Annotated in this window: 16 protein-coding genes and 1 pseudogene; 9 read left to right on the plus strand and 8 right to left on the minus strand. The window is 65.2% G+C overall.

What is annotated here, in order from left to right:
* Positions 1–31 precede the first annotated feature (31 nt).
* The gene (locus IAG41_RS08225) at positions 32–265 is read left to right on the plus strand and encodes a hypothetical protein (protein WP_187728140.1); all 234 of its coding nucleotides are present in this window, start codon (positions 32–34) and stop codon (positions 263–265) included.
* A gap of 168 nt (positions 266–433) precedes the next feature.
* On the opposite strand, the gene IAG41_RS08230 is transcribed toward IAG41_RS08225, so the two are convergent.
* Together IAG41_RS08230 and IAG41_RS08235 are read right to left on the minus strand one after the other, a co-directional pair.
* Positions 434–871, minus strand: a complete 438-nt coding sequence (locus IAG41_RS08230) for a hypothetical protein (protein WP_262408542.1) — start codon at positions 869–871, stop codon at positions 434–436.
* Positions 820–1,812, minus strand: coding sequence for a cysteine synthase A (locus IAG41_RS08235; RefSeq protein ID WP_187728141.1), 993 nt, complete (start codon positions 1,810–1,812; stop codon positions 820–822). Before IAG41_RS08235 ends, IAG41_RS08230 begins: the two co-directional genes overlap by 52 nt.
* A gap of 174 nt (positions 1,813–1,986) precedes the next feature.
* On the opposite strand from IAG41_RS08235, the gene IAG41_RS08240 reads away from it, so the two are divergent.
* A complete protein-coding gene (locus tag IAG41_RS08240; protein ID WP_187728142.1) occupies positions 1,987–2,454 on the plus strand; it encodes a methyltransferase domain-containing protein in 468 nt (155 codons plus the stop codon).
* Here the strand turns inward: IAG41_RS08240 and IAG41_RS08245 are convergent, their stop codons facing one another.
* Positions 2,455–2,784, minus strand: a complete 330-nt coding sequence (locus tag IAG41_RS08245) for a DUF962 domain-containing protein (RefSeq protein ID WP_187728143.1) — start codon at positions 2,782–2,784, stop codon at positions 2,455–2,457.
* Here IAG41_RS08245 and IAG41_RS08250 point away from each other — a divergent pair.
* From IAG41_RS08250 to IAG41_RS08260, 3 genes are all read left to right on the plus strand, one after another.
* Complete coding sequence (locus IAG41_RS08250) at positions 2,771–3,307, plus strand: DNA-deoxyinosine glycosylase (protein WP_262408543.1); 537 nt, start codon at positions 2,771–2,773, stop codon at positions 3,305–3,307. The genes IAG41_RS08245 and IAG41_RS08250 overlap by 14 nt on opposite strands.
* Before the next feature lie 92 nt (positions 3,308–3,399).
* Positions 3,400–4,992 (plus strand): vWA domain-containing protein, encoded by a 1,593-nt coding sequence (locus IAG41_RS08255; protein WP_262408544.1) that lies wholly within the window; start codon positions 3,400–3,402, stop codon positions 4,990–4,992.
* Between the two features lie 149 nt (positions 4,993–5,141).
* A complete protein-coding gene (locus IAG41_RS08260) occupies positions 5,142–6,458 on the plus strand; it encodes a sensor histidine kinase (protein WP_187728144.1) in 1,317 nt (438 codons plus the stop codon).
* Here the strand turns inward: IAG41_RS08260 and IAG41_RS08265 are convergent.
* On the minus strand, positions 6,452–6,976 hold the full coding sequence (locus IAG41_RS08265) for a hypothetical protein (protein ID WP_187728145.1): 525 nt from the start codon (positions 6,974–6,976) through the stop codon (positions 6,452–6,454). The two genes, IAG41_RS08260 and IAG41_RS08265, sit on opposite strands and share 7 nt — an antisense overlap.
* A 121-nt stretch (positions 6,977–7,097) precedes the next feature.
* Between IAG41_RS08265 and IAG41_RS08270 the strand changes: the two genes are divergently transcribed.
* The 4 genes from IAG41_RS08270 to aat all read left to right on the plus strand — a co-directional run bounded on the left by IAG41_RS08270 (position 7,098) and on the right by aat (position 10,480).
* Positions 7,098–8,411, plus strand: a complete 1,314-nt coding sequence (locus IAG41_RS08270) for a Y-family DNA polymerase (RefSeq protein WP_262408545.1) — start codon at positions 7,098–7,100, stop codon at positions 8,409–8,411.
* A gap of 122 nt (positions 8,412–8,533) precedes the next feature.
* Positions 8,534–8,917 carry a hypothetical protein gene (locus IAG41_RS08275; protein WP_187728147.1) on the plus strand — a complete coding sequence of 128 codons (384 nt, stop codon included), beginning with the start codon at positions 8,534–8,536 and terminating at the stop codon, positions 8,915–8,917.
* 87 nt (positions 8,918–9,004) lie between these two features.
* On the plus strand, positions 9,005–9,727 hold the full coding sequence (locus tag IAG41_RS08280) for a ParA family protein (RefSeq protein WP_316251117.1): 723 nt from the start codon (positions 9,005–9,007) through the stop codon (positions 9,725–9,727).
* A gap of 69 nt (positions 9,728–9,796) precedes the next feature.
* Positions 9,797–10,480 carry a leucyl/phenylalanyl-tRNA--protein transferase gene (gene aat / locus IAG41_RS08285; protein ID WP_222950633.1) on the plus strand — a complete coding sequence of 228 codons (684 nt, stop codon included), beginning with the start codon at positions 9,797–9,799 and terminating at the stop codon, positions 10,478–10,480.
* 35 nt (positions 10,481–10,515) lie between these two features.
* Here aat and IAG41_RS23455 read toward each other — a convergent pair.
* From IAG41_RS23455 to IAG41_RS08305, 4 genes and pseudogenes are all read right to left on the minus strand, one after another.
* Positions 10,516–10,950: pseudogene (locus IAG41_RS23455) on the minus strand (DUF2155 domain-containing protein); the annotation flags it as partial.
* Positions 10,947–11,339 (minus strand): NADH:ubiquinone oxidoreductase subunit NDUFA12, encoded by a 393-nt coding sequence (locus tag IAG41_RS08295; RefSeq protein WP_187728150.1) that lies wholly within the window; start codon positions 11,337–11,339, stop codon positions 10,947–10,949. The pseudogene IAG41_RS23455 and the gene IAG41_RS08295, both read right to left, overlap by 4 nt.
* A gap of 61 nt (positions 11,340–11,400) precedes the next feature.
* Positions 11,401–11,895, minus strand: a complete 495-nt coding sequence (locus IAG41_RS08300) for a DUF192 domain-containing protein (RefSeq protein WP_410468076.1) — start codon at positions 11,893–11,895, stop codon at positions 11,401–11,403.
* Positions 11,896–11,905: 10 nt separating this feature from the next.
* Positions 11,906–12,490 carry a cold-shock protein gene (locus tag IAG41_RS08305; RefSeq protein ID WP_187728152.1) on the minus strand — a complete coding sequence of 195 codons (585 nt, stop codon included), beginning with the start codon at positions 12,488–12,490 and terminating at the stop codon, positions 11,906–11,908.
* Positions 12,491–12,519 lie beyond the last annotated feature (29 nt).

Here is a 12,519-nt window from a genome sequence, read left to right on the forward strand (position 1 = left end):
GCCCCGGTACTCGACTCGAGGAAAGGGAATCGTGCCCCCCTTAACCAGCTTGTTTAATCACAAACCGGTCGGGGATACAACGGGTGAATCGGGGATTGAGCGGGTATTTGCCCCACTCGACGCCAATTTCGAAGAATGTTTACTTTATAATCATTATATGTTCTACGTTTGTTTTAGCCTCTCTTGGGCGGATCTGGGCGTTTTAGGTGTAATTCCTGAGCTGGTGGGGCCAAATCCCGGCGCACGCCCTGAAAACGAGCTTTGAGGCGCCGGTTCCCGATTTCTCCACCGCTGCGACAGCGGGACATGCGGCGCGGCGAACCTCGCCCAGACTCCACAAACCGCGAAAACCCTGCAAATCGGCGCAGATATCGGGTCGATCCGGTTGCGCGTCACCCTCAACCGAGTCCATTCAGGACGCGAATCAAAAGACTTAGTTCGGCGCTTCGCCGCGCTTCCGCGCCTCTTCGCGCCGCGCGATCTCGGCTGCGTTGACGGCTTCGGTGGACTCGGTGCTGGGCGCAACGCCCAGTTCGGCGAGCGGCTCATCCTTGTTCTTTTCGAGTACGCTTTCGGTGCCGCCCTCGGAAAGATTGGCCACTACCGAGGCGTTGGATGCGCCGATCGCGGAGACCGGCCGTTCGCGATTTGCGGAGGAAAAGACCACGCTCACGATTCCGATCAGCACCAACACGATCGCTAGACCGGTCATGCCGACGCGAATTCTCTGCATCGCCTGGGCAGAGTCTTGGTGCGATCCCGACTTCATACCTGTGGCATAAATGTAACGGGTTATCGCTAACTTGTCGAGCGACAGGATCAGCCGTGCGCGAGCCAGGGCAGAACGGGCAGTCCCTTCGCCTTTAGCCACTCGCCATTGTACAACGTCGAGAGATAGCGAAAGCCGGTGTCGCACAGGATCGTCGCGATGCGCTTGCCGGGACCCAACTCGCGCGCGAGCCGCACCGCACCCGCGACATTGATGCCCGAGGAAAGCCCCAGGCACAGACCCTCCTCTGACAGAAGCCGGCGGACCCACTCCATCCCCTCTTCGTCAGAGATTCGGAACTGCGTGTCGACCGGCGCGCCCTCTAGATTGGCGGTAATGCGCCCCTGCCCGATGCCTTCGGCGACCGAAGAGCCCTCGGATTTGAGTTCCCCGCATGCATAATATTCGTACAGCGCCGCGCCATAAGGATCGCTGAGGGCGATGCAGACTTGCTCGTCCTTGGCCTTCAGACCCAACCCAACGCCCGCGAAGGTGCCGCCGGTGCCCACCGAGCAGGTGAATCCGTCGATCCGCCCGTCCATCTGCGCCCAGATCTCTTCGGCGGTGCCGACGATATGCGCACGGCGATTGGCGATATTGTCGAACTGGTTGGCCCAGATCGCGTTCGGCGTCTCTTCGGCGATGCGGCGCGAGGTGTGGATGAAATGGCCCGGGTTCGAATAGGGTGCGGCGGGCACCAGCACCAGCTCGGCGCCCAGAGCACGCAGCGTGTCCATCTTCTCGCGCGACTGGGTTTCCGGCATGACGATGATGGTCTTGTAGCCCTTGGCATTGGCGACCAGCGCCAAGCCGATGCCGGTATTGCCGGCGGTACCCTCGACGATCGTCCCACCGGGCTGAATCGTGCCGCGCTCCTCGGCGTCCTGGACGATGAACAGCGCCGCGCGGTCCTTCACCGAGGCGCCGGGATTGGCGAATTCGCACTTGCCGAAGATGTCGCAGCCAGTGGCCTCGCTCGGGCCTTTCAGTCGCACCATCGGCGTGTTGCCGATCAGGGCCAGCGTGTCGGGGGTCGCATGCATGGCCGCTAGATAGGGGCGCAAAGGCACCCGCGGCAAGCAAGGGCTGATAGGCCGATGCGAAGCTCGAATTGGGGACTTTATGGAAACGCTATGCCGGCGGGCACAATCCCTCTCGAAGCTTTACGCGCGGCTCCCCTAATTCCAATCTCGCAAACAATGTTGGAGAAACACGGGATGACACCGCATTTCAGCCTGACCGGCCTGTTCCGGTCGGCGCGCACCGCGGACGATTCCGACGACCCAGGGCAGGGTCCGAGCACTGCCCAGATCGCCTCCAGGCTCGCCGAATGGCGACACCGGGGCCATCGCTCGATCCGTATCCTCGATCTCGCATGCGGCAATGGTGATCGACTGCTGCGTGCCGCCGCCCGAGCCCGCGAGCTCGGCTTCGTGTCCGTCGAAGGACGCGGCGTCGATCCCTCCCCCGGCTGCATCCGCCATGCCCGCCACCGCGCCGAAACGGAGGCGCATCCCAGCACCAGCCTGGTCTTCGAAATCGGCGAACCCATCACCGCGCTTGCCGCCGAGCATGATGGCGCAGCGGACCTGATCCTGCTCTCCGAAGCGCGTCCCTACCCGTGCAGCCCGCTGGGCGCCGCGCTCGATCGCGTGAATGCGGGCTTCGTCCTCACCGCTTGCTGATCAGCGCGCAACCCCGGCGCGTGCGAGATGCGGCCCCAGCCTTCCGGTGATCCACAGGAAAAACATCCGGTAATCCGAGAAGAGCGACCAGAGCGGATAGGTGAAGGTCGCCGGCCGGTTCTTCTCGACGCCGAAATGCGCACCCCAGGCGAACCCATATCCGGCGAGCGGCAGCAATGCCCACCACCAGCCGCCCGACCGGATCGCGACGATTAGGAACACGAGGGTCAGCGCGGTGCCAATATAGTGCAGCGTCCGCGTGCCGGGCTTGGCGTGCTCCTGGAGATAATAGGGCCAGAAGTCGCGGTATCGGGTGATGGTGCGCGCCATTTGGAGAAGCTATCGCAAGCCGATGGAGCCACGCAAGCACAGCTTCCCGCCCGTCGTCGACAACGATACTCGCCTGCTTGTGCTGGGATCGCTGCCCGGCCAGCGCTCGCTCGCCGAGCGGCGCTATTATGCCCACCCGCAGAACCAGTTCTGGCGGCTGATCTCGTCCGCCGCGGGCCGGGACCTGGCGGCCCTTCCCTACGAAGATCGCCTCGCTGCACTGTGCGACGCGCATATCGGGCTATGGGACGTGGTGGCCAGCGCTACGCGACAGGGCAGCACCGATGCGGCGATGCGCAACATCGAGCGACACGATCTCGCAGCGCTGGCCGCTACCCTGCCCCGGCTGCGCGCGATCGCCTTCAACGGCGGCACCGCGCTTCGCCACGGCGTGAAGCAACTGGGCCCGGCAGCCGCGAACTACGCGATCGTCGCCCTGCCCTCGAGCAGCCCGCTCCATACGGTCGGTCTCGCAACGAAGCTGCCTGCCTGGGAGGCGCTGCGCATCCATCTGACGGGCTGAATCCATATTCCTACTGATTGAGTAGGTTTTTCTTGCCGGCTCCGCCTTATTCGTGCCACAATTACGGCGAGATTAAGGCAGGAGAGAATGCAATGCGCGTCAAGTCCCTGATTTCTAGTGCAATTGCCGCCGCCATGCTGGCGGGGTGCAGCGATGGACAAAGCGGCCCTGACGGGACGCCCAGCTATGAAGTAACCACCGATTCGATGTTCGACGGCGTGCCGCCGGCGGAGAGCGCGGAGAAATACAAAGCGAACGACGTCTCGCCGGTCCGCGCGGTAGCCGAAGCGCCCGTTTCCACCTTCGCGGTCGATGTCGATACCGCCGCTTATGCCAATGTCCGTCGCTTCCTGAACCAGGGCCAGCTTCCGCCTAAGGATGCAGTGCGCTCCGAAGAGCTCGTCAATTATTTCCGCTACAATTATCCGTTGCCCGGGGATCGCGGCGCGCCGTTCAGCATCACCACCGATGTCGCGCAGACGCCGTGGAACCCGGACACCCGCCTGCTCCGCGTCGGGCTGCGCGGCTATGACCTTGCCCGCAGCGAGCGCCCGCCGGCAAACCTCGTCTTCCTGGTCGACGTCTCAGGATCGATGGACGAGCCCGACAAGCTGCCGTTGGTCAAATCGGCGCTGGCGATGCTGGCGGACAATCTGCGGCGGCAGGATAGCGTCTCGATCGTCGTCTATGCAGGCGCGGCGGGGCTGGTGCTGCCGCCGACCAACGACCCGCGGCTGATCAAGGCCGCGCTGGACGGTCTCCAGGCCGGCGGATCGACCGCCGGCGGCGAAGGCATCCAGCTCGCTTATGCCACCGCGCGCGCCACTTTCCGCCCAGAAGGCATCAACCGCGTGATCCTGGCCACCGACGGCGACTTCAATGTCGGCATCACCGACCAGAAGCAGCTCGAGGAGCTGATCGAGCAGAACCGCGATGACGGCATCACGCTCACTACGCTCGGCTTCGGCCAGGGCAATCTCAACGACGCGATGATGGAGTCGGTCGCCGACAAGGGAAACGGCAACTACGCCTATATCGACAGCGCATCGGAAGCGCGGAAGGTGCTGGACGAGGAGCTTTCCTCCACGCTCTTCACGATCGCCAAGGACGTGAAGGTTCAGGTCGAGTTCAATCCGACCCAAGTCAGCCAGTATCGCCTGATCGGCTATGAGAACCGCGCGCTGAAAGAAGAGGATTTCGCCGACGACAAGGTCGATGCGGGCGATATCGGCGCAGGGCACCAGGTGACGGCGATCTACGAGATCGTACCCGCGGGCGCCAAGGGCTGGTTCCCTGAGCGCCGCTATGCAGGCAACCAGCGCGGCGCCCGCCTGTCCGATGCCGGCGGCGACGAGCTCGCCACGGTGAAACTGCGTTACAAGCTGCCCAATGGCGACACGTCCCGCCTAATCGAACGACCGGTTCAGGCCTCGCTGCTCCGCGCCGCACCCTTCCCCACCGGCGACATGGCGTTCGCCGTCTCGGTCGCGGGCTTCGCGCAGAAGCTGCGTGGCGACACGCTGCTAGGCGACTGGGGCTATGCCGATATCCGCCGGCTGGCGGGTACCCAATGGGGCTTCGGCAGTCAGGCCTATTGGCGCCAGGAGTTCCTGAGTCTGGTCGATCTCGCCCAATCCCGAAGCCGCATCGCCCGAACCACGGCCGAGGGAGCGCGACCGCTCTAGGGTGCGGCGCGCGGGACCGGCGGCGATCCGGCGCCGCCGGTCCCTTTCGCAGGAGGTCTATACCCCTTCATACCCACCGCCCGGGACAAATACGGACTTTCGTTGTTGCGCCTGCGAACATAGATTTTGCTCGGAGAAGCAGACTTGAAATGACCTCGGACAGCGTTGTGATCAGCCAAGATGGGCCGGAGACTCGCGAGAACGGGCTCGCCGAGGCTCGCCAGCTGCGCTTCCTGGAGCTGCTTGCCGCTAGCGCCGCCGACCTGCTCGACGCGAACGATCTTGGCTCGGCGCTCGACCGGCTGTTCCGGATGATCCGCACCGAACTCAAGCTCGATGTCTTCTTCCACTATTCCTATGACGAGGATGCCGGCCTCGATCTCGCGGCGCATGGCGGGCTGACCGCCGACGAGGCAGAAGCGGGCGCCCGCATCCAGGTCGGCGAAGCAGTGTGCGGCTGGGTGGCACAGCATCGCAAGCCGCTCATCGCCAGCCATGTCCAGGATTCGATCGAAGCGCATGACGCATTTGCCCGGCGCATGGGGCTCGATGCCTATGTCTGCACGCCGTTGCTGCATGCCGGCAAGCTGCTGGGCACGCTCGCCTTTGGCCGGCGCGGCACACTGAGCTTCGACGAGACCGAGGTGCGGTTCCTGCAGACGCTCTCCAGCTATGTCGCGCTGGCGAAGCACCGCATCGGTACCGACGATGCGCTGCGCGCCGGCATCGCCGAACGCGAGCGCCTGCTCGCGGAGCGCGGGGACATGGAGCGGAGGGTGATCGAGCTGACTCGCGCGGGCGCGCTCGGCGCCATCGCGGCGACGATCGCGCACGAGCTCAACCAGCCACTCTCCGCGGCGGCGAACTATCTGTCGGCGATCCGTCTCGATGCGGACCCGACTGCGGATGCCACCCGCGAGCGCGCCGCCGCGGCGGAGGCGCAGCTCCAGCGCGCCGGCGAGATTATCCGCCGAATCCGCCGCATGGTTTCGCACGAGGACCTGACGCTCGAAGTCCACCTCTTGAAGCCGATCATCACCGAAGCGATCAACCTGGTCGGCGCCGCCGCACCCGGGCAGCTTCCGCTGTTCCGCATCGAGATCGGCGACGCGGCATCCCGGGCGATGGTCGATCATGTCCAGCTCGTCCAGATTCTCGCGACCCTGCTCCGCAACGCCGCCGAAGCGACCGAAAGCGCGGACGGTAGTCTCGTGATCGTCGAAACCCGTGCCCGATCGGCCGACGAGATCGAGATCCGGGTGATCGACAACGGCCCCGGGGTCGCCGCCGATATCCGGGAGGCGCTGTTCCAGCCGGGCCTCGGCACCTCATCGAGTGGATTGGGCGTGGGGCTCGCGATCTCGCGCAACCTGGTGGAGGCGCATGGCGGCACCATCCGCGTGGAAGATACGCCCGGCGGCGGCGCCACCTTCTGCTTCACGCTTCCCGCGGTTGCAGCCTACTGAGTGACGTTCCCGGCGCTGGCGGGTGCCGAGTTGTTGCCGATGGGCTCGAGCCCGACCTCGCCAGCCGGCCCGGACCGCGCACACCCCGCCAGCACCCGCGCTCCGATCTTCAGTTCCGCAGTCAGTGGGTCGGTGACCGGGGGCGCCCCCTTTTCGGTGCACTCGGCGCGCGTCAGCGTGATCGTCACCACGTCGCCGTCGGGCGTCTGTGTCGCGAACACGGCACGGTCGGCGTCAACCTTGGGAGAGACCGGATAGAGGTCGGTCACCTTGCCGCCTGCCCCGGCGAAATTGGTGTAGGTGATCCGCCCCGGCGCGATCTCGAGCGCCCAGAAGGGCGACGCGCCGCTGGCGCGCACCGGCTGCGACAGATCGACACTGCCAAGCATCGGCCCCTTGCGCAGCACCGGCGCCGCGATATTCGCGACGTTATCCGCGGATTCATCCGATCCGCACCCGGCGAGCAGCAGCGGCATGGCCAGCAACAGGAAGCGCATCGTCGGTATCTCCAGTGGCATTGCCGATCCCTGCGCATCTCCCGGGTCGCGGTCAAGCCGGCGATTCTTGCTGTCCGGGATCACGATGTTCTGTTAATGTTCCGTCGTCATGCCGGCTGCGACCTGCCCTGCCCCGGGATCCTTGCCCTTAGAGCCTCGCCCGCCGCTGCTCGCCTTCCCGCCCCGGCCGCTGCGCTGGCTGTTCCTCGATCTCAACAGCTATTTCGCCAGCGTCGAGCAGCAGCTCCAGCCCGAATTGCGCGGGCGCCCGGTGATCGTCGCGCCGGTCGATGCCGATACCACGGTCGCGATCGCCGCCAGCGTCGAGGCGAAGCGCTACGGCATTTCCACCGGCACGCCGGTCTGGGAGGCCAAGCGCAAATGCCGCGACATCCTGATCACCCCGGCGCGGCATGAGAAATATGTCGAGTTCCACGACGCGATCGTCGCCGAGATCTGGAAGCACATTCCGGTCACCCAGGTCTGCTCGATCGACGAGGTGGCGTGCCGCCTGCTCGACAATGAGAACAACATGGAGGCGGCGGTGGCGCTCGCGCACCGGATCAAGGCGGGCATCCGCGCCCGGATAGGCGAGTGCCTGACGAGCTCGGTCGGCATCGCGCCCAACCGCCTGCTCGCCAAGCTCGCATCCGACATCCAGAAGCCCGATGGGCTGATCGTCTTCACCGCCGACGAACTGCCGCACCGGCTGTTCGACCTCAAGCTGCGCGACATTGCCGGGATCGGCGCCAAGATGGAGCACCGCCTTGCCCAGGACGGCATCCTCGACATCCGCCAATATTGCGAGCGGCGCCCGCGCGACGCCGGCACCAGCTGGGGCGGCGTCAATGGCGACCGGCTCTGGTACATGCTCCACGGCGTCGACCTGCCCGAAAAGCCGACGCAGAGCCGCACGATCGGCCACAGCCACGTATTGTCGCCCGCCAAGCGCGGGCTCGAGCCGACCCGGCTCACCGCGCGCCGGCTCGCGCTCAAGGCCGCCAGCCGCCTGCGCCGCAAGGGCTATCGCAGCCGGCTATTGGTGCTCCACGGCAAGTTCGAGGACGACAAGTCCAACTGGCGCGCATCGATCAAGCTGCCGAGCACGCAGGACAGCTTCGTCATCCTCGCCGCGCTCGACTCGCTGTTCCCACGGCTGGCTGATGCGGGCCGCGCCCGGACGGGCGGCTTCCGCCTGCGGATGGTGGGCGTCACCCTGGCCGAGATCGAGGCGGTCGAGGGCGAACAGGGTTCGCTGTTCGGCGCGCTCGATCCCGACGACCCGCTCGCACGCGAGACGCGGACATTGGCGCTTTCCCGTGCTATGGACAGGCTGAACGAGAAGTTCGGACGTCATGCCGTCAGCGTCGGGCCAATGGGCGGCGGAAGGATCGATCGAGTCGGTACAAAAATCGCTTTCGGACGCATTCCGGAAATGAGTGAATTTCACGAGTAGGCGCGCGGGGCCGCGATTTGCGCAACATGTGGAACATCTCGCTGCGTCGCACAAATATTATGTGACTTTATATCCAGAATCACTTGACGATTCTTGCGACTCAAGGAAAAGCACCTTTCGCTATGAAGAACCCCTCCCCGATCGCATTTGCCGCAGCTGCGCTTCTGGCGCTGGCTGCTTGTGAAAACAAAGCCGAAGAAGTCGACAGCCGCGCGCCGGACCCGATGGCGGAAGCGCTGAAGAACGCGCCGAAGGTCGAGCTCCCGCCGGCAGTGGCAGCGAGCAAGACGCTGCGCTGCGGCGATAACAGCCTGATTTATGTCGAATTCTTCCAGGGCGACAAGCAGGTCAATGTCCGCACCGAGAAGGACGGCAAGCCGACCATGCTCAAGGCGCCCGCCGCCGGCGAGCCCTATGTCGCCGACGGCGGCTACAAGCTCACGGGCACGCCCAAGAGTGTCGACGTCACACTGCCGGGCAAGGGCTCCAAGACCTGCCACGCCTGACATCGGTCAATCGGACTTAATTCCGGGCCCGGCGGGCATTCCCGCCGGGCCTTTTTCATGCCAGCTTGCCTGGCGGAGGAGAAAAGGGTGCCGACGATCGCGGTCTATAGTCTGAAGGGCGGCGTGGGTAAGACCACGCTGGCGGTCAACTTGGCCTGGATCTCTGCCGTACGTTCGGCGCGTACCACGCTTCTCTGGGATCTCGATCCCCAGGCAGCCGCCACCTTCCTGCTCGGCGGGGACGGCTCTTCCAAGCACAAGGCCCAGGCGATCTTCTCGAAGGATATCGCCGCCGCACGGCTCGTCCAGCCGACCGAAACACCGCGGCTCGATCTGATTGCCGCGGACACCTCGCTGCGCGGCCTCGATCAGCTCTTCCACGATCTCGACAAGAAGAAGCGGCTGGGCAAGCTGCTCGGCGACGTGGCCAAGGCCTATGACCGCATCCTGCTCGATTGCCCGCCGGGCCTGACCGAGACCAGCGAGCAGGTGATGCGCGCCGCCGATCTGATCGTCGTGCCCGTTGTTCCCTCGCCGCTGTCCGAGCGCGCGTTCGAGGAAGTCGCCGCACATCTGAAAGGCAAGGCCGCGCTGATGCCGATCCACTCGATGGTGGATCGCCGGCGCAAGCTCCATGTCGAAGCGATCGAACGCAATCCCGATTGGCCGATCATTCCGTCCGCGAGCGTGATCGAGGCGGTCGCCGCGCGGCGTCAGCCTGTCGGTGCCTTCGCGCCGCGCACCGCGGGCGCCCAGGCCTTCGCCAATTTATGGCAGGCGATCGAACGCCGACTGGCCTCCAAGCGTTAGGATGATGTGACGCACCGACTCTCCCAGCAACACGATCTCGACCCCGATTTGGTCCTGCGTGCCTATGCGATGGGCGTGTTTCCGATGGCCGATCATCGCATCGCATCGAGCGTCTATTGGGTTGAGCCCAAGCTGCGCGGCGTGCTGCCGCTCGAAGAATTCCATCTATCGCGTTCGCTCAGGAAGACGATCCTTTCCAATCGTTTCCGCGTCACTGCCGATACCGCGTTCGAACGGGTCATCCAGCTATGCGCCGAGAGCGCCGGCGATCGGCCCGATACCTGGATCAACGGCCCGATCGAGCGGGTCTTCATCGAGCTCCACCGGCGTGGCTTCGCGCATTCGATCGAATGCTGGGACGGCGACCGCCTGGCCGGCGGCCTCTATGGCCTCGCGCTGGGCCGCGCCTTTTTCGGCGAATCGATGGTCACGCGCGTGCGCGATGCATCAAAGGTCGCCTTCGCCCATCTCGTTGCACGATTGAAGGCGGGCGGATTCACGTTGCTCGATTGCCAGTTCCAGACTGAGCATCTCGCTTCACTGGGGGCGGTCGAGATCCCGCGCGACGATTATGTCGCGTTGCTGGGCGCCGCGCTCGGCGAAACCTCGGCCGGGCTCTCGCTCGGCGCGCCTTCGGTCGATGGCGACTTCTTCGCGCTCGACCGGTTCGATTCGCCCGGCGATCCGGCAGGCACGGTATCGGGTCCACTGTCGCGGAAGGTCATTTCGCAGCTCTTGGGCCAGACATCGTAGACCGGGTGCTGGACGACGTTGAGCGCAGGGCGCTCCTTGTAGAGCCAACCCGAGAAGACCCGGCGATAGCTCTTGTCGGGCTGCTGGACGTCGAGTTGGACGAAGGCGCCGGTGAGCTGGTCCGTCTCCCAGGGCGCGGTGCGCTCGCAGGCGCGCAGACGCACGATCACGTCGTCGACCCGCGCCGCCTGGCCGGGCTTGAGCTTGAACTCGCGCGCGGCGCCGTTGCGCTTGTTGAGGATGCCGAGCGTCGCGACGCGATCCTGCATCGGCGTCGCCGCGGCGTCGATCGTGCTGCCGTCAGGCCCCACCGCCACCACTTCGGGGCCGGAGCGATTGCCCGGTGCATCGCTGGTGACGACGATGTCGCCGCTGCTGCTGTTGTTGCCGGCCTCGGGCTGGCGACCGCCCGAACACGCGCCAAGGCCGAGCAGCAGCACCGCCGCCGCGTGTCCGGCGCGAAGCGTCATGCGTCGGGCGCCCAGGCCTCGTAATCCCCGGTGGCGCGGGCGCGGTGCCCGCCCTGCTCAAGCGCGCCGGGCGGGCGATAGGCAAGCTCACTGCCGGTATGGTTGGGCTCCCAGGGCTTTTCCCAGGCGCGTGGCGCGGGAAGCGCCTGATCGGGTGATTCGTCGATCTGATGGTGCAGCCAGCTGAACCATTCGGGGGCAACTCGGCTCGCATCGTTCGCGCCCTTGTAGATCACCCAGCGGCGCGTGATCCCGTTGGGATCGGTCCCGCCCTGATAATAGATATTGCCGAGCGAATCCTCGCCAACCTTGCTCTTGCCACGCAGGCCCAACCACGTGCCGAAGGTGGCGCCTTCCCACCAGGTGAAGCTTGACTTCAGGATTCCCATGCGCGCCCCTTAGCGTGACCCGGCGGCTGGAGGCAACGCGTGATTGCTTATTACCGCTGCTCTATTGCCCCTGGCCCATCCAGCGCACCTTGTCGCCGGGTGTGATGCCCAGTTCGGCAGCTCTGCCGCCATTGATCTCGAGCACTGCGCTAACCGGCTCGCCCGATTTCACCGGCGTTTCCGAATAGGGCACGACATTCTCGGCGATGCGCGCGATCGTGCCGTCGGGTCGGATGAAGATGATGTCGAGCGCGCTCGGGGTGTTCTTCATCCAGAAGCTCGCCTCGCGCGGGCCACCGCCATCGGCGGGATAGGGCGTGAAGATCATGCCGCCATCGGCCGGGATATTGGTGCGGAACATCAGCCCGCGCTCTTGCTCGGCGGCGGTACGCGCGACCTCCACGTTGAATTGCTTGGGGCCGGCGCTGGTCTGGACCGTCAGCGGAATCTGGGCAGCCGCCTGGGCGCTCATGGCATTGGCGCCTGACTCGCCCTTGCATGCGCCCGACATGAGCAACGCCGTGGCGGCAACCGCCGCAGCGAACCTACGCTTCACTATCATCGACTCAATCGGTCCTTTCGACCGCCACGGCTAGCGGCCCTCGTTCGCCCGCGACGATGCGGGCCCGCAAGGGCTGGCCGGGTTCGACCTCCTCGATCTCGGCGCGCCGCAACGTCTCCATATGGACGAATATATCCGCGGTATCGCTGTCGCGCACCAGGAATCCATAGCCCTTGAGACGATTGAACCATTTGACGCTGACCGGCTCATAGGGACCGGCCTCCTCGATCAGCTTGAGCCGTTCGGCGCGTTCGGCCGGGCGTTTGGGCGGCTCGACGGCCTGGCTGAGATCGATCGACTTGATCTCGCGCGCCTGAAGCCCCCGCTGGCGCTGCACGGCAACGCATTCGACCCTTGCCCCCTCCGGCAGGCTGCGTCTGCCATGTTCCTGGAGCACCGTGAAATGGATAAGAATATCACCGGCTTCGCTGTCGTCAGCGACCAGAAAGCCGAATCCCCGAGTAACGTCGAACCATTTGACGACGCCGCAATAGATTTGCGCATCGCTGCCGTCTTCCGCCTCGAAATGAGGGGCATCCTCCGGAGTCACCGCATAGTCGTTCGACGCAAGCTGTTGGTCAGCACGCATTTGTTATCCCCCAAGTCGGCAACATTAAC

It is taken from the genome of Sphingomonas sp. JC676 (genome assembly GCF_014489075.1).
In the GTDB taxonomy this organism is placed as follows: Bacteria; Pseudomonadota; Alphaproteobacteria; order Sphingomonadales; family Sphingomonadaceae; genus Sphingomonas.

Excerpts from the sequence above, each read along its gene's own strand:
- IAG41_RS08235 (WP_187728141.1), bottom strand. The coding sequence starts at position 1,812 with ATGCATGCGACCCCCGACACGCTGGCCCTGATCGGCAACACGCCGATG.
- IAG41_RS08240 (WP_187728142.1), top strand. The coding sequence starts at position 1,987 with ATGACACCGCATTTCAGCCTGACCGGCCTGTTCCGGTCGGCGCGCACC.
- IAG41_RS08250 (WP_262408543.1), top strand. The coding sequence starts at position 2,771 with ATGGTGCGCGCCATTTGGAGAAGCTATCGCAAGCCGATGGAGCCACGC.
- IAG41_RS08245 (WP_187728143.1), bottom strand. The coding sequence starts at position 2,784 with ATGGCGCGCACCATCACCCGATACCGCGACTTCTGGCCCTATTATCTC.
- IAG41_RS08255 (WP_262408544.1), top strand. The coding sequence starts at position 3,400 with ATGCGCGTCAAGTCCCTGATTTCTAGTGCAATTGCCGCCGCCATGCTG.
- IAG41_RS08260 (WP_187728144.1), top strand. The coding sequence starts at position 5,142 with ATGACCTCGGACAGCGTTGTGATCAGCCAAGATGGGCCGGAGACTCGC.
- IAG41_RS08265 (WP_187728145.1), bottom strand. The coding sequence starts at position 6,976 with ATGCCACTGGAGATACCGACGATGCGCTTCCTGTTGCTGGCCATGCCG.
- IAG41_RS08275 (WP_187728147.1), top strand. The coding sequence starts at position 8,534 with ATGAAGAACCCCTCCCCGATCGCATTTGCCGCAGCTGCGCTTCTGGCG.
- aat (WP_222950633.1), top strand. The coding sequence starts at position 9,797 with ATGGGCGTGTTTCCGATGGCCGATCATCGCATCGCATCGAGCGTCTAT.
- IAG41_RS08295 (WP_187728150.1), bottom strand. The coding sequence starts at position 11,339 with ATGGGAATCCTGAAGTCAAGCTTCACCTGGTGGGAAGGCGCCACCTTC.
- IAG41_RS08305 (WP_187728152.1), bottom strand. The coding sequence starts at position 12,490 with ATGCGTGCTGACCAACAGCTTGCGTCGAACGACTATGCGGTGACTCCG.